Raw genomic sequence first — 23,349 nt, 5'->3', positions numbered from 1 at the left:
AGACGGGCGGCCGGGCGGCCGGGCGGTCGGCAGCGGGGCGCCGTCGCCGTCGGGCCACCCCGTACCGTTGAACCCCATGCGCACCATCCTGATCACCGGCCCCGGCGGCGCCGGCCGTACCACCGTCGCCGCGGCCACCGCTCTGGAGGCCGCCCGCAGGGGCACCCGCACCCTGGTGCTCTCCGCGGACCGCACCGACACTCTCGGCGCCGCGCTCGGCACCGCCACCGCCGGCACGCCGGCCGGGGCCGCCCCCCTTCTCACCGCCTGGCGGCCGGACGCCGCCGAGGGCTTCCGGACGGACCTCCTGGCGCTCCAGGAACAGGCCGCAGGCGCGCTCGACCTGCTGGGCTCCGCCCGGCTGGACGCCGAGGAGCTCACCCCCCTCCCCGGCGCCGGGGAACTCGCCCTGCTGCGCGCCCTGCGCGACGCGTCCGCGGCCGACGCCTTCGACCTCCTGGTCGTCGACCTGCCCCCCGCCCCCGAGGCACTCGCCCTGCTGGCCCTGCCCGAACAGCTGCGCCGCTATCTGCGCCGCCTGCTGCCCGCGGAGCGCCAGGCCGCCCGCGCCCTGCGCCCCGTCCTCGGCCGGCTGGCGGGCGTCCCGATGCCGACGGAGCGGCTGTACGAGACGGCCGCCCGCTGGGACGCCGAGCTGGCCGCGGTCCAGCGGGCCGTCGAGACCCCGGCCACGACCGTACGGCTGGTCGCCGAACCGGGACCGGCCGGCGCCGACGCCGTACGGTCGGCCGGCACCGGCCTCGCCCTGCGGGGCCTGCGCACCGACGCCCTGATCGCCAACCGCGTCCTGCCCGACGTGTCCCCCGACACCTGGCTGGCCGGGCTGGCCGCCCAGCAGCGCAAGACCCTCGACGAGTGGCACGACGAGTGGCTCACCGGGCGAGGACCGGCGTACGGCGTGCACGAGGTCCCGCACCTCGGCCGCGACCCGCGCGGCGCCGGGGACCTCGCCGCGCTCCCCGTGCCCGTGCCCGCGGCGGACGACGCCCCCGGCCCGGTCGTGTGGCCCGTCACCGACCGGCTCGCCGACGACGGCGTGCTCGTCTGGCACATCCCGCTGCCCGGCGCGCTGCGTGAGGAACTCGACCTCGTGCGGCGCGGGGACGAGCTGGTCGTCAGTGCGGGACCGTTCCGCCGGATCGTCGCGCTGCCGTCCGCCCTGCGCCGCTGCGCGGTGGACGGCGCCTCCCTGCGCGAGGGCGAACTGCGCGTGAGGTTCGCGCCCGACGCGGACCTGTGGCCGCGGACACGATGAACGGTTCACCCCCGTTCGGGTAACGTCGGGAGACACAGAGCCGATGCTTGGAGTCCGCCATGAGCGATGAGCGCCCCACGTCCGACGCAGGGGAGGACGCGCTCGGCAAGGTGCACGAGGAGCGCGAGGAGGTCCGGGTGAGCGACGACGACGCCTGGGCGGAGGCGTGTGCCGAGGACCTCGCCGCGGAGCAGGCCCGCCGCCGCACCCGGTACGGGCAGCCGCCCGGCTCGGCCGCCGAGGAGCTGCGCAAGCTCGTCGACGCCGTCGCCGACAAGCTGTCCGGACTGCAGTCGCCGCTGCTCGGCGCGGTCGCCGGCGGTGCCGCCCAGCAGATGGTCGACCAGGTGGTGCGGCAGGCCAGGGCGGCCGTCGAGCCCGTCATCGAGCGCAACCCCGACGTGTTCGACCACCTGGCGAGCGCCGGCTCCGAACTGCTCGCCGCGTACCGCTCCGCCGTCGAGGCGCAGGAGCGGCGCTGGACCGCCCGCGACACCGCCGCGCGCCCCCGCGACGAAGGCACCGGGACCGGCGAACACATCGACCTCGACTGAATCCGCTCGGGTACGGTTGCCCCTAGCGGGGCTCGACCGAAACTGAGGGATTCATGGGACTCACCATCGGCGTCGACATCGGCGGCACGAAGATCGCGGCCGGAGTGGTCGACGAGGAAGGCAACATCCTCTCGACCTTCAAGGTGCCGACCCCGACCACGCCGCAGGCGATCGTGGACGCGATCGCGGCGGCCGTCGAGGGTGCCAGGGCCGGGCACGAGATCGTCGGAGTGGGCATCGGCGCCGCCGGGTACGTCAACCGGGAGCGCTCCACGGTCTACTTCGCGCCGAACATCGACTGGCGGCAGGAGCCCCTCAAGGAAGAGGTGGAGGCCCGCGTGGGCCTGCCGGTCGTGGTCGAGAACGACGCGAACGCGGCGGCCTGGGGCGAATACAAGTTCGGTGCGGGCAAGGGGCACCGCAACGTCATCTGCATCACGCTCGGCACGGGCCTGGGCGGCGGCATCATCATCGGCAACAAGCTGCGGCGCGGGCACTTCGGCGTGGCCGCCGAGTTCGGGCACATCCGGATGGTGCCGGACGGGCTGCTGTGCGGCTGCGGCTCGCAGGGCTGCTGGGAGCAGTACGCGTCCGGCCGCGCCCTGGTGAGGTACGCGACGCAGCGCGCCAACGCGACCCCCGAGAGGGCGGAGATCCTGCTCTCGCTGGGCGACGGGACCCCCGACGGCATCGAGGGCAAGCACATCTCGATGGCCGCGCGGCAGGGCGACCCGGTGGCGGTGGACTCCTACCGTGAGCTGGCCCGCTGGGCGGGGGCCGGCCTCGCCGACCTGGCCTCCCTCTTCGACCCCTCCGCGTTCATCGTGGGTGGGGGCCTCTCGGACGAGGGGGAGCTGGTGCTCGACCCGATCCGCAAGTCGTACAAGCGGTGGCTGGTGGGCGGGAACTGGCGGCCCGTCGCCGACGTGATCGCTGCACGGCTGGGCAACGAGGCGGGGCTGGTCGGCGCGGCCGACCTGGCCCGGGAGCCGGACCCGGTCATGTAGCGACGGCCACCCACCACCTGCGGCCCGGCGGGGGCCGAGCGCGCAGTTCCCCGCGCCCTTGGAGGGACGCCTCTTCAGGGGTGCGGGGAACTGCGCGAGAAGCCGCCACCGGGCCGCGGTGAACGAACGGCCCGTCCCCCCTCGGCCGCTATCTTGATCCGCATGTCAGCCAGCCCGACAATCCGCCCGCTGCCCGTCTCCCGGACCGAGGAGGACGGGTCCGCCGTCATCCGCGTCCTCAGTTACAACATCCGCTCCCTGCGGGACGACACCACCGCACTGGCCCGCGTGATCACCGCCTGCGCACCGGATCTCGTCCTGCTCCAGGAAGCCCCCCGCTTCTTCCGCTGGCGCAAGAAGCTGGCGAGGCTGGCGGCCGCCTCGGGCCAGGTCCTCCTGACCGGCGGGGCCACGGCCTCCGGCCCCGCCCTCCTGTGCTCCCTGCGGGCCACGGTCGAGCGCACCGAGGACGTACTGCTCCCCCTCACCCCGGGCCTGCACCGACGCGGTTTCGCGACCGCGGTCGTCCGGTTCGGGGGCGCCCGCCTCGGCGTACTGAGCTGCCACCTCTCGCTCCAGAAGGACGAGCGCGGACGGCAGGGCGACCTGCTCGTGGACCATCTCGTCGCGCTGGACGCCCCGTACGCCGTCGTGGGCGGCGACCTCAACGAGCGCCCGGGCGGCCCCACGTTCAAGCGCCTGGCGACGGAGTTCCAGGACGGCTGGGCGGTCGCCCCCTGGGGCGGCGAGTACACCTCGACGCCGGACCGCCCCCACCAGCGCATCGACGCGCTCTTCGCCACGGAGGGCGTGGAGGTCCTGGGCTGCGGCGTGCCCCTCGGCCACCCCGGGGTGAGCGAGGCGGACCTGAGGGCGGCCACGGACCACCTCCCGGTGCTGGCCGCCCTCAGGATCCCGGCCGCCTGATCCCGCCTGACCCCGCGCGCCCGCGCGGGCACAGGCGGGGCGGGATCAGACCACCGCGCCCCGCCCCGGGTCCTCCTCGTCCTCGTCGTCGCCGCGCATCCGCCCCACCAGCGTGGCGAAACCGCCGAGGAAGCCCCCGATGCCGAGCGTGGCGAGCCACCATGTCATCTGCCAGCCGAGCAGGACCGCGAGGAGCAGCAGCACGGGGCCGCCGATCACGGCCAGCCAGGCGAACTTGGCCGTCACGTCCGCGGCGGGCAGCGGGGGCGGCTCGGGCGGCACGAAGTGCCCCTCGTCGTCCTCGTCGTCCTCGTCGTCACCGGCGTTCCCGGCCCCGGAGTCCTTCGCGGCGTGCTCCCCGGCCGGATCGGACAGCGAGTAGTCGCGCGGACCGGCGACGCCGGGCGCGAACGCGACCGAACTGCCGAGCGGCCTCCCGGCGCCGGGCCCGTCCTGCGCCCCCGGTGTCTCCGGGGTCTCGGACGCCGAGATGTCCGTGGTGTCCGCCGTGTCCGTGGCGTCCGCGGTGTCCGTACCGCCCTTGCGGTCCTTGGCGCCCTTGGGCGTCGCGGCGCTCCCCGGATCGGAGCCGCCCGGCCCGCCGGAGTCGTTCGTCTCGGGCTCCAGGAGCGCCAGGTCCTCCACCGACTTGAACGGCTTGGCGCCGGGCGGGTCCGGCGGTTCCTCGCCGTACCCCGCCACGATGGCCTCCCACGCCGCCGTCTCGTCGAACGAGGGGCCCTGTTCCCCGCCGGGCGGTGCGTCCTTCTCGTCGGGCTCGCGGTCCGCGTCGTGCTCAGCCACCAGTGGCCGTCCCTTCCTGCTGACTCGCCTGACCCGCGCCGGCCTCCTTGCCGGCACCGGGTGCGAGCCGGGAGACGAAGGCGAAGCTCTCCTCGAAGATCCGGTCCGCGTCGTGGTCCAACGTCGCGACGTGGTAGCTCTGTTCCAGAAGTATCTCCGTGACGTCCACGGACGACACCCGGCCGAGGATGCGGGCCGAGTCCACGGGCGCCACCACATGGTCCCGCGGGCTGCGCAGGAGCAGCACCGGCTGCGTCACCTGCGGCAGTTCGCCGTCGAGCAGCCGGTAGAAGGTGCGCATCGAGTGCGCGGCGTGCAGGGGCACCCGGTCGTAGCCGATCTCCACACCGCCCTCCTTGGCGATGTCGCTGGTGATGCCCTTCACCGTTTTGACGAAGTGGCGGACCACCGGCAGGGCGTACGCGGCCAGGCCGTGCACCTTGTTCGCCGGGTTGACCACCACGATGCCGCTGATGTCGTCCCCGTGCTTCGCGGCGAGCCGCAGGGTGAGCGCGCCGCCCATGGAGAGGCCGAACACGAAGACCCGGGAGCAGCGCTCGCGCAGGGCGCGCAGCTCGCGGTCCACCTCCGCGTACCAGTCCTGCCAGCCGGTGAGCTGCATGTCCTCCCAGCGTGTGCCGTGCCCGGGCAGCAGCGGCAGCGAGACGGTCAGACCGCGTCCGGCGAGGTACTCGGCCCAGGGGCGCAGCGACTGCGGGGAACCGGTGAAACCGTGGCAGAGGAGGACCCCGACCTCTCCGCCCTCGTGGTGGAACGGCTCAGCTCCGGGAAGGACCGGCACCTTCGGTCTCCTGTTCGTTCAGGGACGACGCGACGCTGCCCCGAAGCTTCGAGGCGTACTTCACCGTACGCGACGGCACTGACACCGACCAGGGCCGTCGGGCCCATCGGCGGTGCACCGGGTTAAGGTCTGCTCGACAGACACAGGAGGCACACGGGTGATGTACGGCGCGATGAAGTTTTCCGTCGGAGGGCCCCTGAAACTCGCTTTCAGGCCCTGGGTGGAAGGCATTGAGAACGTTCCCGCCGAGGGCCCGGCCATCCTGGCGAGCAACCACCTGTCGTTCTCGGACTCGTTCTTCCTGCCGGCGGTCCTCGACCGCAAGGTCACCTTCATCGCCAAGGCCGAGTACTTCACCACACCCGGGATCAAGGGCCGGATGACGGCCGCCTTCTTCAAGGGCGTCGGCCAGCTGCCCGTGGACCGCTCCGGAGCGCGCGGCGCGGGCGAGGCGGCGATCAGGAGCGGTGTCGACGTCCTGGAGCGCGGACAGCTGTTCGGCATCTACCCGGAGGGCACGCGCTCGCCGGACGGGCGCCTCTACCGGGGCAGGCCCGGCGGTCTCGCGCGCGTGGCGCTGGCCACCGGAGCGCCGGTCGTCCCGGTGGCCATGATCGACACCGAGAAGATCCAGCCGCCCGGCAAGGTGATGCCCAAGCTCATGCGTCCGGGCATCCGCATCGGCAGACCGCTGGACTTCAGCCGCTACGAGGGCATGGAGCAGGACCGTTTCGTCCTGCGGGCGGTGACCGACGAGGTCATGTACGAGATCATGAAGCTCTCCGGACAGGAGTACGTCGACATCTACGCGACGACCGCCAAGCGGCAGATCGCGGACGCGGCGAAGGCACAGAAGCAGGCGCAGAAGGAAGCCCAGAAAGAAGCGCAGAAGGAAGCCGGGCAGGACCGGAGTGAAGCAGAACCGGACCGCGGGGGCGCCGGGCAGGCCGGTACGGACGCCCCGGAGGGGACCGGCCGCGCACACCGGCCGGCCGAGGGGGAACGGTTCGGCGGACAGCGGACCGAGAGGGAGCGGACCGGCTCCTAGACGCGGCCGCCGGGGGATGGGGTAGTGGGGGACATGGCCAAGCGCGAGAGAGTCATGAGGATGTCGGTCGAGCAGCCGCTGTGGCGCGCGCTCACCGCGTACCGCGTCCTGACGCTGTTGTACGCGATCGGCCTCTTCGCCGCCCACCGCGACGAGTTCATCCGCCCCGAGGTGGCCGCCGGGTTCTACGTGGTGCTCTTCGCCTGGACCTTCGCGACCCTGCCCAGGGTGGCGAGCGCGGCGAGCTGCACCAAGCCCTTCCTCGCAGCCGACCTGACCATCGCCCTCACCGGCATCCTGCTCACCCCGGTCGCGGACGCCCACGACCGCATCGCCGCGGACGGCCCGACCCTCCCCTCCATATGGACGGCGGGTTCCGTTCTGGCGTTCGCCGTCAAGGGCGGCTGGCGCTGGGCGGCCTTCGCCTCGGCGCTCGTCGGCGTCGCGAACGTCGTGCAGCGCGGCACGGTCGACCAGGACACCTTCCACGACGTGCTGCTCGTGTGGGTCGCCTCCATCGCCATCGGGTACGTGGTCGAGGTCGCCCGCGCCTCCGAACGCACCCTGGCCCGCGCCCTGGAGATAGAGGCGGCGACGCGGGAGCGGGTGCGGCTGGCCCGTGACATCCACGACGGCGTCCTCCAGGTGCTCGCCATGGTGCAGCGGCGCGGTTCCGCGATCGGCGGGGAGGCCGCGGAACTGGGCCGCCTCGCCGGCGAGCAGGAGATCGCGCTGCGCACCCTGGTCTCCGAGGGGCTCGTACCCGTCTCACGGGTGTCGGAGGACAGGGCCGAGGGCGCCGTCGTGCGCGCGGTGGACGAGCCCGACCCGCGGGACGACCCGGCCCCGCGCGACCTGCGCCCGCTGCTCGCCCCGTACGCCGGCGCGAAGGTGACGTACTCCGGGCCGGGGACGCCGGTGCTGCTCGCGGCCGGGGCGGCGGGGGAACTGGCCGCCGCCGTGGGCGCCGCGCTGGACAACGTCCACCGGCACGCGGGCGCGGACGCGCGCGCGTGGATCCTGGTCGAGGACGAGCCGGACGAGGTGATCGTGACCGTGCGCGACGACGGCCCCGGCATCCCCGGGGGGCGGCTCGCCCAGGCGGAGGGGGAGGGGCGCCTGGGCGTCGCCCTGTCGATCCGGGGCAGGCTGCGCGAGATCGGGGGCACCGCCGAGCTGATCTCGGTGCCGGGCCAGGGCACGGAGGTCGAACTGAAGGTACCGAAGGACGCACCGGAGGACGCGCCGGGGAACACGACCGGGGGCGCAAGGGACCCGAAGGCCCGCAGAGGGCCCGGGGGCAGGCGGGGGAAGGCGGAGAAGGCATGAGCGAGCGACAGGACCCGATCAGGGTCATGGTGGTCGACGACCACCCCATGTGGCGGGACGCGGTCGCCCGCGACCTGGCCGAGTCCGGGTTCGACGTGGTCGCGACCGCGGGCGACGGGGAGCAGGCGGTGCGCCGGGCCCGGGCCGCCGGGCCCGATGTCCTGGTGCTGGACCTGAACCTGCCCGAGAAGCCCGGGGTGCGGGTCTGCAAGGAACTCGTCGGCCTCGACCCCGCCCTGCGCGTCCTGGTCCTCTCCGCGAGCGGCGAGCACGCAGACGTCCTGGAGGCCGTGAAATCGGGGGCGACCGGTTACCTGCTGAAGTCGGCCTCCACGGAGGAGCTGATCGACGCGGTGCGCCGCACGGCCGTCGGCGACCCCGTCTTCACCCCGGGCCTCGCGGGTCTGGTCCTCGGCGAGTACCGCAGGCTCGCCGCCGACCCCGGGCCCGCCCCGGGCGCCGACGAACCCAGGGCCCCGCAGCTCACCGACCGCGAGACCGAGGTGCTCCGGCTGGTGGCCAAGGGCCTGAGCTACAAGCAGATCGCCGAGCGCCTCGTCATCTCCCACCGCACCGTCCAGAACCACGTCCAGAACACCCTGGGCAAGCTCCAGTTGCACAACCGCGTGGAGTTGGTGCGCTATGCCATAGAGCGGGGTCTCGACGACGCGTAAACCCACCGATACACACCAACGAGTGATGGCACGTGATCAACTCCCGCAGATTGCACCGGAATTGACCTTCCGCCCTCTCCTGGAGTGACCTGCATCACTATTAGCGTGAGTTCCGTCAGCCAACCGTGGCGAAGGGACTTTCCATGCGGGTCGGAGTACTGACCGGAGGCGGCGACTGCCCCGGGCTCAACGCCGTCATCCGGGGCATCGTCCGCAAGGGCGTGCAGGAGTACGGCTATGACTTCACCGGCTTCCGGGACGGCTGGAGGGGTCCGCTGGAGGGCGACACCGTCCGGCTCGACATCCCCGCCGTGCGCGGCATCCTGCCGCGCGGCGGCACCATCCTCGGCTCCTCGCGCACCAATCCCCTCAAGGCCGAGAACGGCATCCGCCGGATCAAGGAGAATCTCGCCAAGTGCGAGGTCGACGCCCTGATCGCGATCGGCGGCGAGGACACCCTGGGGGTCGCGGCGCGCCTCACCGACGAGTACGCGGTGCCCGTCGTCGGCGTACCGAAGACCATCGACAACGACCTGTCCGCCACCGACTACACCTTCGGCTTCGACACGGCCGTCGGTATCGCGACCGAGGCGATCGACCGGCTGCACACCACCGCCGAGTCGCACATGCGGGTACTGGTCTGCGAGGTGATGGGCCGTCATGCGGGCTGGATCGCGCTCCACTCGGGCCTCGCCGGCGGCGCCAACGTCATCCTCATCCCCGAGCAGCGGTTCGACGTCGACCAGGTCTGCGCCTGGGTGACCTCACGCTTCAAGGCCTCGTACGCGCCGATCGTGGTCGTCGCGGAGGGGGCGATGCCCAAGGACGGGGACATGGTCCTGAAGGACGGCTCGCTGGACTCCTTCGGGCACGTACGGCTGTCGGGCGTGGGGGAGTGGCTGGCCGCGCAGATCGAGCGCCGCACGGGGAAGGAGGCGCGCACGACCGTCCTGGGGCACGTGCAGCGGGGCGGCACCCCCAGCGCGTTCGACCGGTGGCTGGCCACGCGGTTCGGCCTGCACGCCATCGAGGCCGTGCGGGACGGGGACTTCGGCAAGATGGTGGCGCTCCAGGGCACGGACATCGTCCGCGTCCCGATCGCGGAGGCGACGGCCCGCCTGAAGACGGTGGACCCCCGCCTGTACGAGGAGGTCGGCGTCTTCTTCGGCTGACTTCCCCTCCCCGCCCCAGGGCCGTGCTCGTCGAACGCCGGCCGGGCTGAAACCTCCAGCCCGGCCGGCACCCCGGCACCCCGGCGCCCCGGTGCGCCGGCCGTGTCCCCGGCTACCGGGCGGGCCGCCGCTCCGCGAACGTGCCGGCGGCGCCCGCCCCCGCGCGCACCCGCTCCAGCAACTCCCGCACGACGTCCGTGCCGCGCAGGGTCAGCACCGACTCGGGATGGAACTGCACCCCCGCGAAGCCCGGCCCGCGCAGCGCGTGCACCTCGCCCGCCGCGTCACGGGCGACCTCGACGCCGTGGGCCGCCAGTTCGAGCGCGGCCCCGTCGTCGCAGCGCGCCACGAAGCTGTTGTAGAAGCCGACGGTCTCCGTCCGCCCGAAGAAGTCGATGTCCGTCTGGGCGCCCTGGTACGGGACCTCCTTGCGCACGGTCCCCAGACCCAGCTCCGCCGCGATCAGCTCATGGCCGAGGCACACGCCCAGGACGCCGTGCCGGTGCCCGCGGACCGCCTCCGCGGCGAGGCCCCGCAGGAACGCCATCCGCGGGTCCGCCAGGTCGGACGGATCGCCCGGACCGGGGCCCAGCACCAGCGGACCCTCGTGCGCGCGGACCGCCTCGCGCAGCCCCGCCTCGTCGTACCGCCGCACGGTCACCGCCAGGCCGGACGAGCGCAGCAGGTGCGCGAGCATCGCCGTGAAGGTGTCCTCCCCGTCCACGACGAGGGCGTGGCCCGCCCGTCCGGCCGGCGGCTCCTGCATCCGCAGCCAGAACGGCGCCAGTGAGGCCCGCCGTCCGTCGAGCGCGGCCCGCACCCGCGGGTCGTCGCCGAGGTCCGCCCGCGCCCCGCTCCCGCGCGGCCGGCCGGGGCGTACGCCGAGGGCGGCCAGCACACCCGCCGCCTTGGCGTGGGTCTCCGCGACCTCGCCCGCCGGGTCCGAACCCCGGACGAGCGTCGCGCCCACCGGCACGCGCAGCCGTCCGCGCGCGTCGATGTCGGCGGTCCGGATCAGGATGGGGGAGTCCAGGGTCTGCCCGCCGCCGGCGTCGCGTCCGACGAGGGCCAGGGCCCCCGCGTAGTACCCGCGTCCTGCCCCGTCCCGGCCGCGGGGCTCGTACCGCTCGATCACCCGGCACGCGTTCTGCACCGGCGACCCGGTGACGGTCGCCGCGAACATGGTCTCCTTCAGCACCTCGCGCACGTCCAGCGACGACCTGCCCCGCAACTCGTACTCGGTGTGCGCGAGATGGGCCATCTCCCTGAGCCGCGGCCCGATCACGACCCCGCCCATGTCGCCGACCGTGCACATCATCTTGAGCTCCTCGTCGACGACCATCGAGAGCTCCTCGATCTCCTTGCCGTCGGTGAGGAAGTCCAGCAGGCCCTCGGGCGTCGGCCCCGCGGCGGGATAGCGGTACGTCCCGCTGATCGGGTTCATCACGACGGTCCCGCCGGACATCCGCACGTGCACCTCGGGGCTCGCCCCGACCAGCGTGCGGTCCCCGGTATGGACCACGAACGTCCAGTACGCGCCCCGCTCACCCACCAGCAGCCGCCGGAAGAGCGCCAGCGCGTCGGCCCGTCCGAACCCCGGGATCTCCCCCTCGTACGTCCGCCGGATGACGAAGTTGGCGCCCTCGCCGCGCCCGATCTCCTCGCGCAGCACCCGCCCGACGATCCGCGCGTACTCCTCGTCCGTGACGTCGAAGCCCCCGTCCCGCACCCGCACGTCGTGCGCGGGCAGCTCGGCGAGGGCCTGCTCCAGCGGCAGCGTGTACGACTCCTCCGGTACGAGCACCGAGAGCGGGGTGCCGTCGTCGTGGACGTCGAAGCCGCGTTCGCGGATCTGGCGGTAGGGGACGAGGGCGAGCCCTTCGGGGATGTCGGCCAGCCGCTCGTGCTCGGTGACCGGGCCGAGCAGCACCTCGACGGTGTCGTCCTGCCCGGCGGGGCGGCCCGGCGTGCGGCGGCGCAGCAGGGCGAACGGGCGGGGATCGTCCAGCAGGTCGTGCAGGTCGTGCAGGTCGTGCAGGTCGTGCAGGTCCATGGGTCCCTGGTCCTTCTCTGCGTCTCTGCATCTCCGGGTTTCGGCGGATCGGTGTTTCGGAGAGGCGGAGAGCGGTGGGGAGGGACGGCCCCGGTCGCGAAAACGCCGAAGGCCGCCCCTCGGGCGGCCTTCGCGAAGTGGTGCGTACGCGCAGTCAGTGGGCCGCCGGACGAGCGGTCCACCACCAGTTCTGGTTCGAGTACGCGAACATGCGCCGCACCCTACCCCACGACGGGCCCGCACCGGATCCGTCCGGCGCGCCGTTCGCGTCCTTCGATCGAGCGGGGTTCGTCTCACTTGATGAGCAGGGGGACGGACGCCCGACACGACCCCTTAGGGTTGACGGGTGACCGTGAACGCTAAGTCCAGCGCGAGCGCTGGCAACACCTGGCGAGACCTGCCCGCGGCGCAGCAGCCCGAGTACCCCGATGCCGAGGCTCTGCGCGCAGTGATCGCGGACCTCGAGTCGTATCCTCCTCTCGTCTTCGCGGGCGAGTGCGACCAGCTGCGCGCCCGGCTGGGAGCCGTCGCCAAGGGCGAAGCGTTCCTCCTCCAGGGCGGCGACTGCGCCGAGGCGTTCGACGCCGTGTCCGCCGACCACATCCGCAACAAGCTCAAGACGCTGCTGCAGATGGGCGCCGTCCTCACGTACGCGGCGTCCGTGCCGGTCGTGAAGGTCGGCCGCATCGCCGGCCAGTACTCCAAGCCCCGCTCCAAGGGCACCGAGACCCGGGACGGCGTGACCCTGCCGACGTACCGCGGCGACTCGGTCAACGGCTTCGACTTCAACGAGAAGGCCCGCGTCCCGGACCCCGAGCGCCTGAAGCGGATGTACAACGCCTCCGCCTCCACGCTCAACCTGGTCCGCGCCTTCACCACCGGCGGATACGCCGACCTGCGCCAGGTGCACGCCTGGAACCAGGACTTCGTGCGGACCTCGCCGTCCGGCCAGCGCTACGAGCAGCTGGCGCGCGAGATCGACAAGGCGCTGCACTTCATGCACGCCTGCGGGGCCGACCCGGAGGAGTTCAGGACCGTCGAGTTCTACGCCTCGCACGAGGCGCTGCTCCTCGACTACGAGTCGGCGCTGACCAGGGTCGACTCCCGCACCGGGCAGCTGTACGACGTCTCGGGCCACATGGTGTGGATCGGTGAGCGCACCCGCCAGCTGGACGGGGCGCACATCGAGTTCGCCTCCAGGATCCGCAACCCGATCGGCATCAAGCTGGGCCCGACGACGACGGCCGAGGACGCGCTGCAGTACATCGAGCGGCTCGACCCGGACCGCGAGCCCGGCCGGCTGACCTTCATCGTCCGCATGGGCGCCGACAAGGTCCGTGACAAGCTGCCCGCCCTGATCGAGAAGGTCACCGCCTCGGGTGCGACCGTCGCGTGGATCACCGACCCGATGCACGGCAACACCTACGAGGCGGCCTCCGGCCACAAGACCCGCCGCTTCGACGACGTGCTCGACGAGGTCAAGGGCTTCTTCGAGGTCCACAAGGGCCTCGGTACCCATCCGGGCGGTATCCACGTCGAGCTCACGGGTGACGACGTCACCGAGTGCGTGGGCGGCGGCGACGAGATCTTCGTCGACGATCTGCACCAGCGCTACGAGACGGCCTGCGACCCCCGGCTGAACCGCAGCCAGTCGCTTGACCTGGCGTTTTTGGTGGCGGAGATGTACCGGGACCAGTAATGGGCCGATAGTCGGTCCGACTGTTACGAGAGCGTCTTCTGGGGCGCGGATCACATGCGATCCGCGCCCCGTCGCGCTTTTGCACCCCGAAAGCCGAGGGTAAGGTTAGGTTAGCCTCACCGATCCTCGGGACGGCGTGAAGAGTCGGATCCTGTCGGGAGGTGCGCCGCGTGTTCGTCTGCAGCTGCTTCGGAGTCACCGAGGCACAGGTGAAGAAGCACGCGGAGGCCGGTGCCTGCACCCCCCGGCAGATCGCGTCCGCCTGCAAGGCGGGCACCGACTGCGGGTCCTGCGTACGGCGCATCCAGGCACTGCTGGGCCGCGGTGCCTGCCCGAGCCGTGAGCCGGCGGGCCGGACCGTCCCCGCGCTCGCGGAGACCGCACTCGCGGAGGTCGCGCCGCTGGAGGAGGCCGCCTAGCTCCGCCGCGGCCGGCCGTCCCCGTCCGTCGCCCAGCCCTCCGGCTGCTAGCCCTCCGGCTGCTCGATGACCTGCGCGATGTAGAGCGCCTCGCCGAGCTTCTCCACCAGGTCGAGCTGGGTGTCCAGGTAGTCGATGTGGTGCTCCTCGTCCTTGAGGATCGCCTCGAAGATGTTCGCGGACGTGACGTCGCCCTTCCCCCGCATCACGTCGATACCGCGCCGGAGCCGGTCGATCGCCTCGGCCTCGACCTGGCGGTCGGCCCGGAACATCTCGGTGACCGTCTGCCCGACCCGGACGTGGAAGAGCCGCTGGTAGTTCGGCAGGCCGTCCAGGAAGAGGATGCGGTCGGTCAGGACCTCCGCGTGCCGCATCTCGTCGAAGGACTCGCTCCGCGTGTACTTCGCGAGCTTCGTCCAGCCGAAGTTCTCCTGCATCTTCGCGTGCAGGAAGTACTGGTTGATCGCGGTCAGCTCGGCGGTCAGCTGCTCGTTGAGGAATTCGAGGACCTCGGGGTCGCCCTGCATCGCAGAGGCTCCTTCCAGGCGGGGGAACTGGCGGGTTGCGCCGCATGATTGCACCGGCCTCGAAGATCGTCCAGTAAGTGCATGCTTAGTAAGTACGTACATGCTTAGTCCGTCTTGTCCCGGTTGGCCGGGTGGGTCCGGACCTGGTCGGGTCCACCCGTGCGGGTCTGTCAGGATGGAGTCATGGGCCAGCCGGTGGATCGTGAAAGCGGAGCAGTGCCACAGCCGGAACTTCCGCCGGGACAGCGACTGCAACGGGGCTGGCCGGTCATGCACTACGGGCCCGTGCCGAAGTTCCGCCCCGAGCGCTGGGAGTTCCAGGTCTTCGGCGCCACCGCCGACGGCGGGAAGCACTCCTGGACCCACGAGGAGTTCACGGCCCTGCCGTACGCGACGGTGGTGGCCGACCTGCACTGCGTCACGAAGTTCAGCATGGTCGGTGCGGAGTGGGGCGGCGTCCCGGCCCGCGTGATCCTGGAGATCGCTCCGCCCGCCCCCGCCGTCACCCATGTCATGGTCTGGGCGGAGTACGGCTTCAGCTCGAACCTGCGCCTCGACGACTTCGCCTCCGAGCGCTCGATCCTCGCCACCCACAAGGACGGCGAACTGCTCACCGCCGAGCACGGCTTCCCGGTACGTCTGGTCGTGCCGCAGCTGTACGCCTGGAAAGGGCCGAAGTGGGTCCGCGGCGTGGAGTACATGACCGCCGACCGCCGCGGCTTCTGGGAGGAGCGCGGCTACCACAACATCGGCGACCCCTGGCGGGAGCAGCGCTACTCGTACCAGGAGGAGCCGGGGGACGGCCCCGAGCTCTGAGGTCCGCGGCGGTCCGGGGCGACGGCGTCGGCCACGGCCCGGTCCATGGCCGCGGACCGGTCCCAGCCGTCCCGGAGCTTCTTCAGCCGTTCCACGTCCGCCGCGTGGCCCTCCTTGCCGCCGGGCGTCTCGACGACCAGCGGTACGCCCTCGGTGGCGGGGTGGGTCATCAGCGCGCGGAACGGGTCCTCGCCGATGTGGCCGGCGCCGATGTTCTCGTGGCGGTCCTTGCGGGCGCCGGCCACGTCCTTGGAGTCGTTGGCGTGGATCAGCCTCAGACGGCCCTCGCCGACCGTGTCCACCAGCAGATCGAGGGTCCGGTGCATCCCGCCGGGCCCGGCGAGGTCGTGGCCCGCGGCGAAGACGTGGCACGTGTCCAGGCAGACCCCCAGCCTCGGATGGGAGTCGAGCGCCTCGAAGTACGGCCCGAAGTCCCAGGTCCGCGAGCAGAGCGAGGAACCCTGGCCGGCGGTCGACTCCAGCAGGAGGAAGGGGTCGTCGTCGTGGGTCAGCTCGTCGAGCAGCGGCAGCAGACGCTCGCGCACCTGCCGCAGCGCGACCGGGCGCTCCCGGCCGCCGGTCGCCGAACCCGTGTGCACGACCACGCCGAGCGCCCCGATCTCGCGGCCCCGGCGCAGCGAGTGCCGCAGCGACTCCACCGACCGCTCGGCGGTCGCCTCGGTGTGCGAGCCGAAGTTGATCAGATACGGCGCGTGGACGTACACGGGGATCGACTGCGCGGCACAGGCCGCGCGGAACGCCTCGTCCTGGGCCGGGTCGCCGGGCGGTGTCGCCCAGCCGCGCGGGTTGGCGACGAAGACCTGGACGGTCTCGGCGGCCAGGTCGCGGGCGTACGAGAGGCCTGTGGAGGCCAGGCCGCCGGCGACGGGGACATGGCTGCCGACGGGGTTGCGGGACTGAACGGTGCTCACCCCTCCAGGGTGTCACGCGGCTCCGGGCGCTCCGCCGGCGGACGACCGTGCACATGCTGTACGTGCCGCACGTGCCGCACGTGCGGGGTCGTCCGCCGGTGGCGCTCAGCGGATCCTGATGGTGATCTTCGATCCCTCGGGGGCGGTCCCGCCGCCCTCCGTCGACTGGCTCTCGACCGTGTCGCCGAACAGGCCGAGCAGACCGCGGTCCTCCTCGACCTCGAAGCCGGCCGCCTCCAGCTCCCGCTTCGCGTCGCCGACGCTGTCGCCCACGACGTCCGGGACCTCGACCATCCTCGGGCCCTTGGACACGGTCAGCGTGATCGTGTCGCCCTCCGCCACCTCGCGCCCGGGCCCCGGCGACTGCTCGGCCACCTGGCCGGCGTCGTACTCGGAGGTGACCCGCCCGGAGGCGATCTCGACCTCAAGGCCCGCCTCCGCCAGGTCCCGCTCGGCGTCGTCCAGGTCCTCGCCGAGCACCTCGGGCACCTCCACCGGGCTGCCCTTGCTGACCACCAGGGCGATCGCCGAACCGCCGCGGCGCTCGGTGCCCGCCTCAGGATCCGTGCTGATCACGTAGCCCGTGGTGACCTCCTCGCTGAAGGCCTTGGTGACCATGCCCGCCGCGAGTCCTTCCTCCTCCAGCCGCTCCTTGGCCTTGTCGAGGGCGAAGCCCCCGAGGTCGGGCACGCGCACGATGTCCGGGCCCTCGGAGACCGTCAGCGTCACGGAGTCGTTGTCGCGGATGCGGGCGCCCGCCCCGGGATCGCTGCTGATGACCCTGCCGCGCCCGACCGTGTCGCTGTGGTCCTTCCTGACGCCCTTCACCTCCAGCCCGGCGTCCTCGATGCGCTGCCTGGCCTGCGCCTCGGTCTTGTCGAGCACCGCCGGGACCTTGGTGAACTGGCCGGAGTTGATGTACCAGACGCCCGCGCCGAGCCCGAGGGCCAGCAGCACCGCGGCGACGATCACGTACACGCCCCTGCGGGGGGCCGGGAAGCGGCCGCGCCGCGGGGGCTCGGGGGGCGGGGAGGGCAGGAAGCTCGTGCGGTGCAGCTCCGCGTCCTCCGGGTCCGCCGCGTCCACCGCGTCCACGGAGAGGGGCCGCGGCGCCGACAGCGGACGCGGGAGCACGCTCGTACGGTCCTCGGCGCCCGAGCGGTCCGCGGCGACGGCTCCGGGGGGCACCGCGTCCAGCTGTTCGTCGCTCAGGGCGGCCTGCGCGTCCAGGACCTGCGCGAGCAGCGCCACCGCGTCGTACGGGCGGATCCGGGGATCGCGCGCGGTGGCCGACGCGACCAGCTCGTCCAGCTCGTAGGCCAGGCCCGGCACGGCCGCCGAGGGCGGCGGCACGTCCTCGTGGAGGTGCTTGTAGAGCACCGCGGCGGGGGAGTCCCCCGAGTGCGGACGGTCGCCGGTCAGCATCTCGAAGAGGAGGATGCCGCATGCGTACACGTCCACCCGGGGGTCGGCCGTGCCGCTCTCGATCTGCTCCGGCGCGAGGTACGAGACCGTGCCCAGCACGGCCCCCGTCGTGTGGGTGACCGTGTCCACGGCCCGGACGAGACCGAAGTCCGCCACCTTCACCCGGCCGTCGTCCCCTATCAGGACGTTCTCCGGCTTCATGTCGCGGTGCACGAACCCGGCGCGGTGCGCGGCCCCGAGCGCGGCCAGCACCGGCTCCAGGATGTCGAGCGCGGCCCGCGGCTGCAGCGCCCCGCGCTCGCGCAGCACGTCCCGCAGGGTGCAGCCGGCCACGTACTCCATCGCCAGGTAGACGTAGGCGCCGTCGGTGCCCTGGTCGAAGACCTGCACCACGTTCGGGTGGGCGAGCCTCGCCACCGACTTGGCCTCGCGTATGAAGCGGTCGACGAAGGAGGCGTCGGCCGCCAGCGCCGGATGCATCACCTTGAGCGCGAGCACCCGGTCCAGGCGGGTGTCCACGGCCCGGTAGACCGTGGCCATCCCGCCGACCGCGATGCGCGCCTCGACGTGATACCGGCCGTCGAGCACATGCCCGACGACGGGGTCTTCCCGGCCGGGGGCCGGGGAGGGGCCTTGAAGGGTCGTGTCCACGCAGGTGAGTGTACGAGCCGTCACCGACGGAGCCGCCGACCGAGCGGATCCGGGGCGGTACTGCAGCCGAGCTGTGACGCGCCCCGGACGAAGGACGTTCGGGGCATCCCTCAGAAAGCCGGCCGCTCCGGGTCCAGGCGTGCGATCCCGTCCGTCGGAGAGGACGCCTCGGCGAAGTGGCGGCGCGGGATGCGCCCCGCCCGGTAGGCCAGCCGCCCGGCCTCCACCGCGTGCCGCATGCCCTCGGCCATCAGGACCGGCTCCCGCGCCCGGGTCACGGCCGAGGCGAGCATCACACCGGCGCAGCCCAGCTCCATGGCGAGCGCCGCGTCCGACGCCGTACCGGCTCCCGCGTCCAGGATCACCGGCACGCGCGCGTGCTCCACGATCAGCTGGAAGTTGTGCGGGTTGCGGATCCCGAGCCCCGAGCCGATGGGCGAGCCCAGCGGCATGACCGCGGCGCAGCCGACGTCCTCCAGCTTCCGCGCCAGGACCGGGTCGTCGTTCGTGTACGGGAGGACCGTGAAGCCGTCGTCGACGAGGGTCTCGGCGGCGTCGAGCAGCTCGACCGGGTCGGGCAGCAGGGTCCGCTCGTCGGCGATGACCTCCAGCTTGACCAGGTCGGTGCCGAGCGCCTCGCGCGCGAGACGGGCCGTCAGGACCGCCTCCCCGGCGGTGAAGCAGCCGGCGGTGTTGGGCAGGACGCGGATGCCGAGCCGGTCGAGCACGGAGAGCACCGAACCGTGGGATCCGGGGCTCACCCGGCGCATCGCGACCGTCGTCAGCTCCGTGCCGGACGCGACCAGCGAGCGTTCCAGGACGTCGAGGCTGGGGGCACCCCCGGTGCCCATGATCAGCCGGGACGCGTAGGACGTACCGCCGAGGACGAAGGGGTCGTCGGCCATGGGTCAGCCTCCTTGGACGGCGGTGAGCACTTCGACGCGGTCCCCCTCGCGCAGCAGGGTCCCGGACCACTGCGCGCGCGGGACCACGGTCTCGTTGAGCGCGGCGGCGACCCCCGAGGGGGCCGCGCAGAACGCGGCGACGAGGGTGTCGAGGGCGGTGCCGGCGGCCAGCTGCCGCCGCTCCCCGTTGACGAGGACGGTCATGCTCATGCGGGCTGCTCCATGGGTGCGGGGGCGCTGAACCGCGCGGGGGTGAACGGGCGGGCCACGTCCGGGAGCCCGCCGGTCGTCAGGGCGTGCGCCAGGACGTCGCCGGTGACGGGGGTGAGCAGCACCCCGTTGCGGTGGTGGCCGGTCGCCAGCAGCAGCCCCGGCAGTCCGCTCGGGCCGAGCAGGGGCGCGTTGTCGGGCGAACCCGGGCGCAGTCCGGCCCGCGTCTCGGTGAGCGGCAGCTCGGTGATGCCGGGGACGAGTTCGTGGGCGTCCCGCAGCAGCTCGTACACGCCGCCCGCGGTCACCGTGGTGTCCCAGCCCAGCTCCTCGCTGGTCGCGCCGACGACGAGTTCGCCGTTCTCGCGCGGCACCAGGTAGACGTGGCTGCCGCGGACCACGGCACGCACCGTCCGGCTCAGGAAGGGCGCCGCACGCTCCGGCACGGCCAGCCGCAGCACCTGGCCCTTCACGGGGCGCACCGGCGGCAGCACGTCCTCGGGCACGCCCGCGAGGCATCCGCTGAGGCTGCCCGCGGCGAGGACCACCTGGCCCGCGGACAGCCCGGTGCCGTCCGCCGTGACGACCCCGGTGGCCCGGCCCGCCGTGACGGTCAGTCGCTCGGCCCGCTGCCGGTGGAAGGTCACCCCGGCCCGCTCGCAGGCCGTGACCAGGGCGGCGGCGAGCCGCCGGGGGTCGATCTGGTGGTCGTCGTCCACCCGCAGCCCGCCGCGCACACCGGGTGCGAGCATCGGCTCCAGGCGCCGGCACTCGCGGCCGCTCAGCCACTCCGACGCCAGGCCCGACCGGCGCTGCAGCGCGTGCAGTTCGCGCAGCTGGGCGCGGTCGTCGGCGTCGAGCGCCACGGCCAGTGTGCCGCACCGCCGGTAGCCGAGGTCCTGGCCGGTCGCCCCGGTCAGCTCGGCGACGAAGTCCGGATAGCGGCGTGCCGAGGCCAGGTTGAGGCCGAGCAGGGTCTGCTCGCCGTGGTGCAGTTCGGTGACGGCGGCCAGCATCCCGGCCGCGACCTGCGCGGCGCCGCCGCCGGGCGCGGGATCGGCCAGCGCGGTCGTGAAGCCGCGCTGCGCGGCGCGCCAGGCGGTGACCAGGCCGATGATCCCGCCCCCGACGACCAGGACGTCGGACGTGCCCGGGGATCTCCCCGTCGGGGTTCCCGGCGAGGTCCCCGTCGGGAACCCCGGTGCCGGACGTGCTTCCGGTGATCCTTCCGGCTGCACCGGTCCCTCCGGCGGCACCGGCTGCGCGGGCGGTACCTCCGCTGGTGTGGGCGACATGGGCGTCCAGCCCCTCCCTTCGCCGGCATGACCCGGATCAGGTTCGTACGGTCGGAGGCCGGTCAGCCTCCCTCTCAGCCCGGTGCGTCCGGGCTCCCGCGAGTGCTCTCCGCCGGCCACCCTAGTCCTTCGTCCCGCACCGCGGTAAGGGAGCCGCCACCGGCCGGCGCTGTGCAACAGCTCACCGGCCGCGCCCCTGACCGAGGATTTCGTCCGTGTCTATGGTGATCGGATGAGTGAGCGGACAGCGGGACGGAGTGCGGCGGCGCGGCCGGGGGCCGTGGTCGTCGGTGCGGGCATGGCCGGGGTGCAGACGGCGGTGGCCCTGCGGGAACAGGGCTTCACCGGAAGCGTGACCCTGATCGGCGCGGAACCCCATCAGCCCTACGACCGCCCGCCGCTCTCCAAGGCGGTGCTGCTCGGCAAGGCCGAGGGGTCCGCCTTCGACGTCGACTTCGCGGCCCTCGGCGTGCGGCTGCGGCTGGGGCTCGAAGTGACCGGCCTGCGCCCGGCCCGGCGGGAACTCGACACGGCCCGGGGCCCCGTCCCGTACGACGTCCTGGTCGTCGCCACGGGAGCGGAACCGGTGCGGCTGCCGGGCACCGAGGACGTCCCCGGCGTCCATCTGCTGCGCACCCTGGACGACGCCGAGCGGCTGCGCCCCGTCCTCGCCCGGCAGGACGACGTCGTGGTGGTGGGCGCGGGCTGGATCGGCGCGGAGTTCGCCACGGCGGCGCGTGAGGCGGGGTGCGCGGTGACCGTCGTCGAGGCCGCCGACCGGCCGCTCGTCGGCGCGCTGCCCGCCGAGGTGGCCGCCCCCATGGCCGCCTGGTACGCGGACAGCGGGGCGTCGTTGCGCACCCGCGCGCGCGTGGAGCGCGTCGAGCCGGGCGCGGTGGTGCTGGACGACGGTTCGCGGCTGCCCGCGGGCGCCGTCGTCGTCGGCATCGGGGCGCGGCCCGCGACGGACTGGCTGGCCGGCTCGGGCGTCGAACTCGGCGCCCACCGGGAGGTCGTCGCGGACGACCGGCTGCGCACCTCCGTCCCGGACGTGTACGCGGTCGGCGACTGCGCCTCCTTCCCCTCGGGCCGCTACGGCGAGCGCCTGCTCATCCACCACTGGGACAACGCGCTGCAGGGGCCGCGGGCGGTCGCGGCGGACATCGTCGGCGAGACGCCCGCCCCGTACGACCCGGTGCCCTACTTCTGGTCCGAGCAGTTCGGCCGTTTCGTCCAGTACGCGGGGCACCACGGGCCCGGCGACACCCTGGTCCGGCGGGGCGATCCGGACGGCCCCGCCTGGTCGGTGTGCTGGCTCCGGGACGGCCGCCTGGCCGCCGTACTGGCGGTGGGCAGGCCCCGGGACCTGGCACAGGGACGGCGCCTGATCGAGTCGGGCGCCCGGCTGGACCCGGTCCTGCTGGCGGACCCGGGCCGGCCCCTGAAGACCGCCTCGCTCTGAGCCCGGCGGAGCCTGCCCGGCGGGTGGTCCGCGGGGTGCGGGCCGTCCGCGGTCGCCCGCGCGGCCAGCCCGCACCGGGCCGCACCCGACGAACCGCATCCCGCCGGAGGCACACCCCCCGGTGGGTGACCCGGTCGACGGACCCGGGTACCCACTGTCGGTGGGAGGTGGCAGGCTTGTCCCCGTGACCGAGATTGACGCAAAGATCGATGCTCTCGTCCCCGCCTGGCTCACCCTCCCCGACATCGCCGAGCAGTTCGGCGTCGAGGTGACGCGCGTCCGGCAACTGGTCAAGGAAGGCCAGCTGATCGCCGTACGCCGTGGTGAGAACCGCGCGCTGCACGTCCCCGCCGCCTTCGTCGACGCGGACGAACGGAAGGTGGTCAAGGGCCTGTCCGGCACCCTGACGCTCCTGCGGGACGACGGCTTCACCGACGAAGAGATGCTGGAGTGGCTCTTCACTCCCGACGAGAGCCTGCCCGGTACGCCCGCGCAGGCCCTGAGCGAGAATCGCGGCACGGAGGTGAAGCGCCGCGCCCAGGCGCTCGCCGTCTGACCCGGGCGACCGGAGTGAGCTGAGCCGACGGCGCCGCACGGCGCAGGCGTACGGGCCGGCCCGGCCGGGCCGACTGGACCGACCGGGGGCCGTCCACGGCCCGTACGCCACCGACACGACACGGGGGACCCACGCATGCCCGCATCCACCGCCCGCGACCGGCTCGCCGACGCCCGGCTCTACCTCTGTACGGACGCGCGCAGGCGCCAGGGCGACCTCGCCCCCTTCCTGGACGCGGTCCTGGCGGGCGGGGTGGACATCGTGCAGCTGCGGGACAAGGGCATGGAGGCGGCCGAGGAACTGGAGCACCTGGCCGTGGTCGCGGATGCCTGCCGCAGGCACGGCAGGCTGCTCGCGGTGAACGACCGGGCCGACGTCGCCCACGCCGCCGGGGCCGACGTCCTGCACCTCGGCCAGGGGGACCTGCCCGTCCCCGCCGCCCGGGCCCTCCTCGGCGGCGAGGTCCTGATAGGCCGCTCCACGCACACCGGCCCCGAGGCATCCGCCGCCGCCGTCCAGGACGGTGTGGACTACTTCTGCACCGGACCCTGCTGGCCGACCCCCACCAAACCGGGACGCCCCGCGCCGGGCCTCGACCTGGTCCGCCACACGGCCGCGCTCGCCACGGACCGGCCCTGGTTCGCGATCGGCGGCATCGACCTCGGCAACCTCGACGAGGTGCTCGCGGCGGGCGCCCGCCGCGTCGTCGTGGTCCGCGCGATCACCGAGGCCGGCGATCCGGGCGCGGCGGCGGCGGAGTTCGCGAGGCGCCTGCGGGCGGTGTGAGGCGGGACACCCCGGCCCCG

At 73.4% G+C, this 23,349-nt stretch carries 23 protein-coding genes, 1 pseudogene and 1 riboswitch; of the genes and pseudogenes, 14 read left to right on the top strand and 10 right to left on the bottom strand.

Annotated elements, in window-relative coordinates; translation table 11 throughout:
• Positions 1-76: 76 nt before the first annotated feature.
• The 4 genes from KM933_RS24000 to KM933_RS23985 all read left to right on the top strand — a co-directional run bounded on the left by KM933_RS24000 (position 77) and on the right by KM933_RS23985 (position 3,764).
• On the top strand, positions 77-1,276 hold the full coding sequence (locus tag KM933_RS24000; protein ID WP_221355530.1) for an ArsA family ATPase: 1,200 nt from the start codon (positions 77-79) through the stop codon (positions 1,274-1,276).
• A 59-nt stretch (positions 1,277-1,335) separates the two neighbouring features.
• Entirely contained in the window at positions 1,336-1,830 is a 495-nt protein-coding gene (locus tag KM933_RS23995) for a DUF5304 domain-containing protein (RefSeq protein WP_221355528.1), read from the top strand.
• A gap of 53 nt (positions 1,831-1,883) precedes the next feature.
• Positions 1,884-2,837, top strand: coding sequence for an ROK family glucokinase (locus KM933_RS23990; RefSeq protein ID WP_221355526.1), 954 nt, complete (start codon positions 1,884-1,886; stop codon positions 2,835-2,837).
• A gap of 162 nt (positions 2,838-2,999) precedes the next feature.
• The gene (locus KM933_RS23985) at positions 3,000-3,764 is read left to right on the top strand and encodes an endonuclease/exonuclease/phosphatase family protein (RefSeq protein WP_221355524.1); all 765 of its coding nucleotides are present in this window, start codon (positions 3,000-3,002) and stop codon (positions 3,762-3,764) included.
• A gap of 45 nt (positions 3,765-3,809) precedes the next feature.
• Here the strand turns inward: KM933_RS23985 and KM933_RS23980 are convergent, their stop codons facing one another.
• Together KM933_RS23980 and KM933_RS23975 are read right to left on the bottom strand one after the other, a co-directional pair.
• On the bottom strand, positions 3,810-4,568 hold the full coding sequence (locus tag KM933_RS23980; RefSeq protein ID WP_221355522.1) for a hypothetical protein: 759 nt from the start codon (positions 4,566-4,568) through the stop codon (positions 3,810-3,812).
• Positions 4,561-5,370, bottom strand: a complete 810-nt coding sequence (locus tag KM933_RS23975) for an alpha/beta hydrolase (protein WP_221355520.1) — start codon at positions 5,368-5,370, stop codon at positions 4,561-4,563. The genes KM933_RS23980 and KM933_RS23975 overlap by 8 nt, the downstream gene beginning before the upstream one ends.
• Before the next feature lie 160 nt (positions 5,371-5,530).
• On the opposite strand from KM933_RS23975, the gene KM933_RS23970 reads away from it, so the two are divergent.
• The 4 genes from KM933_RS23970 (at position 5,531) to KM933_RS23955 (ending at position 9,593) form a co-directional block, all read left to right on the top strand.
• Positions 5,531-6,418, top strand: coding sequence for a lysophospholipid acyltransferase family protein (locus KM933_RS23970; protein WP_260334079.1), 888 nt, complete (start codon positions 5,531-5,533; stop codon positions 6,416-6,418).
• 33 nt (positions 6,419-6,451) lie between these two features.
• Positions 6,452-7,747, top strand: coding sequence for a MacS family sensor histidine kinase (macS, locus tag KM933_RS23965; protein WP_221355518.1), 1,296 nt, complete (start codon positions 6,452-6,454; stop codon positions 7,745-7,747).
• Positions 7,744-8,421 (top strand): response regulator, encoded by a 678-nt coding sequence (locus tag KM933_RS23960; RefSeq protein ID WP_221355517.1) that lies wholly within the window; start codon positions 7,744-7,746, stop codon positions 8,419-8,421. Before macS ends, KM933_RS23960 begins: the two co-directional genes overlap by 4 nt.
• Positions 8,422-8,564: 143 nt before the next feature.
• Complete coding sequence (locus tag KM933_RS23955) at positions 8,565-9,593, top strand: 6-phosphofructokinase (RefSeq protein WP_221355515.1); 1,029 nt, start codon at positions 8,565-8,567, stop codon at positions 9,591-9,593.
• 112 nt (positions 9,594-9,705) lie between these two features.
• Here the strand turns inward: KM933_RS23955 and KM933_RS23950 are convergent, their stop codons facing one another.
• Positions 9,706-11,646 (bottom strand): anthranilate synthase family protein, encoded by a 1,941-nt coding sequence (locus KM933_RS23950; RefSeq protein WP_221355512.1) that lies wholly within the window; start codon positions 11,644-11,646, stop codon positions 9,706-9,708.
• 154 nt (positions 11,647-11,800) lie between these two features.
• Positions 11,801-11,857 carry a trp operon leader peptide gene (locus tag KM933_RS40670; protein WP_221355617.1) on the bottom strand — a complete coding sequence of 19 codons (57 nt, stop codon included), beginning with the start codon at positions 11,855-11,857 and terminating at the stop codon, positions 11,801-11,803.
• A 135-nt stretch (positions 11,858-11,992) separates the two neighbouring features.
• Between KM933_RS40670 and KM933_RS23940 the strand changes: the two genes are divergently transcribed.
• A complete protein-coding gene (locus KM933_RS23940) occupies positions 11,993-13,345 on the top strand; it encodes a class II 3-deoxy-7-phosphoheptulonate synthase (RefSeq protein ID WP_221355510.1) in 1,353 nt (450 codons plus the stop codon).
• Between the two features lie 161 nt (positions 13,346-13,506).
• Positions 13,507-13,764: a (2Fe-2S)-binding protein gene (locus KM933_RS23935; RefSeq protein WP_221355508.1), complete on the top strand. Its 258-nt coding sequence runs from the start codon at positions 13,507-13,509 to the stop codon at positions 13,762-13,764.
• A 47-nt stretch (positions 13,765-13,811) separates the two neighbouring features.
• On the opposite strand, the gene bfr is transcribed toward KM933_RS23935, so the two are convergent.
• On the bottom strand, positions 13,812-14,291 hold the full coding sequence (gene bfr / locus KM933_RS23930; RefSeq protein ID WP_221355506.1) for a bacterioferritin: 480 nt from the start codon (positions 14,289-14,291) through the stop codon (positions 13,812-13,814).
• 183 nt (positions 14,292-14,474) lie between these two features.
• On the opposite strand from bfr, the gene KM933_RS23925 reads away from it, so the two are divergent.
• Positions 14,475-15,107: a sulfite oxidase-like oxidoreductase gene (locus KM933_RS23925; RefSeq protein ID WP_221355504.1), complete on the top strand. Its 633-nt coding sequence runs from the start codon at positions 14,475-14,477 to the stop codon at positions 15,105-15,107.
• A gap of 65 nt (positions 15,108-15,172) precedes the next feature.
• Here the strand turns inward: KM933_RS23925 and KM933_RS23920 are convergent.
• From KM933_RS23920 to thiO, 5 genes and pseudogenes are all read right to left on the bottom strand, one after another.
• Positions 15,173-16,039, bottom strand: a pseudogene (locus KM933_RS23920) (deoxyribonuclease IV); the annotation flags it as partial.
• A gap of 105 nt (positions 16,040-16,144) precedes the next feature.
• Positions 16,145-18,115: a Stk1 family PASTA domain-containing Ser/Thr kinase gene (gene pknB, locus KM933_RS23915; RefSeq protein ID WP_308013525.1), complete on the bottom strand. Its 1,971-nt coding sequence runs from the start codon at positions 18,113-18,115 to the stop codon at positions 16,145-16,147.
• 110 nt (positions 18,116-18,225) lie between these two features.
• Positions 18,226-19,020 (bottom strand): thiazole synthase, encoded by a 795-nt coding sequence (locus KM933_RS23910; RefSeq protein ID WP_221355500.1) that lies wholly within the window; start codon positions 19,018-19,020, stop codon positions 18,226-18,228.
• Positions 19,021-19,023: 3 nt separating this feature from the next.
• Positions 19,024-19,224, bottom strand: a complete 201-nt coding sequence (gene thiS, locus KM933_RS23905) for a sulfur carrier protein ThiS (RefSeq protein ID WP_221355615.1) — start codon at positions 19,222-19,224, stop codon at positions 19,024-19,026.
• Positions 19,225-19,226: 2 nt separating this feature from the next.
• Positions 19,227-20,525 (bottom strand): glycine oxidase ThiO, encoded by a 1,299-nt coding sequence (gene thiO, locus KM933_RS23900; RefSeq protein WP_221355498.1) that lies wholly within the window; start codon positions 20,523-20,525, stop codon positions 19,227-19,229.
• Positions 20,523-20,635: riboswitch (TPP riboswitch) on the bottom strand. (Overlaps the previous gene by 3 nt.)
• Before the next feature lie 122 nt (positions 20,636-20,757).
• Here thiO and KM933_RS23895 point away from each other — a divergent pair.
• From KM933_RS23895 to thiE, 3 genes are all read left to right on the top strand, one after another.
• A complete protein-coding gene (locus KM933_RS23895) occupies positions 20,758-21,987 on the top strand; it encodes an NAD(P)/FAD-dependent oxidoreductase (protein WP_221355496.1) in 1,230 nt (409 codons plus the stop codon).
• A gap of 184 nt (positions 21,988-22,171) precedes the next feature.
• Positions 22,172-22,543, top strand: coding sequence for an Rv2175c family DNA-binding protein (locus KM933_RS23890; RefSeq protein WP_221355494.1), 372 nt, complete (start codon positions 22,172-22,174; stop codon positions 22,541-22,543).
• A gap of 135 nt (positions 22,544-22,678) precedes the next feature.
• Positions 22,679-23,329: a thiamine phosphate synthase gene (gene thiE, locus KM933_RS23885; protein WP_221355492.1), complete on the top strand. Its 651-nt coding sequence runs from the start codon at positions 22,679-22,681 to the stop codon at positions 23,327-23,329.
• The last annotated feature ends 20 nt before the right edge of the window (positions 23,330-23,349 follow it).

This window comes from Streptomyces beigongshangae (genome assembly GCF_019710745.1).
Classification (GTDB): domain Bacteria; phylum Actinomycetota; class Actinomycetes; order Streptomycetales; family Streptomycetaceae; genus Streptomyces; species Streptomyces beigongshangae.
Note: the sequence above shows the minus strand (reverse complement) of the source record. Positions and strands in the feature narration are given on the sequence as shown.

Bases quoted from the DNA above. Each gene is read 5' to 3' on its own strand.
- KM933_RS24000 (WP_221355530.1), top strand. From the start codon at position 77: ATGCGCACCATCCTGATCACCGGCCCCGGCGGCGCCGGCCGTACCACC.
- KM933_RS23995 (WP_221355528.1), top strand. From the start codon at position 1,336: ATGAGCGATGAGCGCCCCACGTCCGACGCAGGGGAGGACGCGCTCGGC.
- KM933_RS23990 (WP_221355526.1), top strand. From the start codon at position 1,884: ATGGGACTCACCATCGGCGTCGACATCGGCGGCACGAAGATCGCGGCC.
- KM933_RS23985 (WP_221355524.1), top strand. From the start codon at position 3,000: ATGTCAGCCAGCCCGACAATCCGCCCGCTGCCCGTCTCCCGGACCGAG.
- KM933_RS23970 (WP_260334079.1), top strand. From the start codon at position 5,531: ATGTACGGCGCGATGAAGTTTTCCGTCGGAGGGCCCCTGAAACTCGCT.
- macS (WP_221355518.1), top strand. From the start codon at position 6,452: ATGGCCAAGCGCGAGAGAGTCATGAGGATGTCGGTCGAGCAGCCGCTG.
- KM933_RS23960 (WP_221355517.1), top strand. From the start codon at position 7,744: ATGAGCGAGCGACAGGACCCGATCAGGGTCATGGTGGTCGACGACCAC.
- KM933_RS23955 (WP_221355515.1), top strand. From the start codon at position 8,565: ATGCGGGTCGGAGTACTGACCGGAGGCGGCGACTGCCCCGGGCTCAAC.
- KM933_RS23950 (WP_221355512.1), bottom strand. From the start codon at position 11,646: ATGGACCTGCACGACCTGCACGACCTGCACGACCTGCACGACCTGCTG.
- bfr (WP_221355506.1), bottom strand. From the start codon at position 14,291: ATGCAGGGCGACCCCGAGGTCCTCGAATTCCTCAACGAGCAGCTGACC.
- KM933_RS23925 (WP_221355504.1), top strand. From the start codon at position 14,475: ATGGGCCAGCCGGTGGATCGTGAAAGCGGAGCAGTGCCACAGCCGGAA.
- KM933_RS23910 (WP_221355500.1), bottom strand. From the start codon at position 19,020: ATGGCCGACGACCCCTTCGTCCTCGGCGGTACGTCCTACGCGTCCCGG.
- thiS (WP_221355615.1), bottom strand. From the start codon at position 19,224: ATGACCGTCCTCGTCAACGGGGAGCGGCGGCAGCTGGCCGCCGGCACC.
- thiO (WP_221355498.1), bottom strand. From the start codon at position 20,525: ATGTCGCCCACACCAGCGGAGGTACCGCCCGCGCAGCCGGTGCCGCCG.
- KM933_RS23895 (WP_221355496.1), top strand. From the start codon at position 20,758: ATGAGTGAGCGGACAGCGGGACGGAGTGCGGCGGCGCGGCCGGGGGCC.
- thiE (WP_221355492.1), top strand. From the start codon at position 22,679: ATGCCCGCATCCACCGCCCGCGACCGGCTCGCCGACGCCCGGCTCTAC.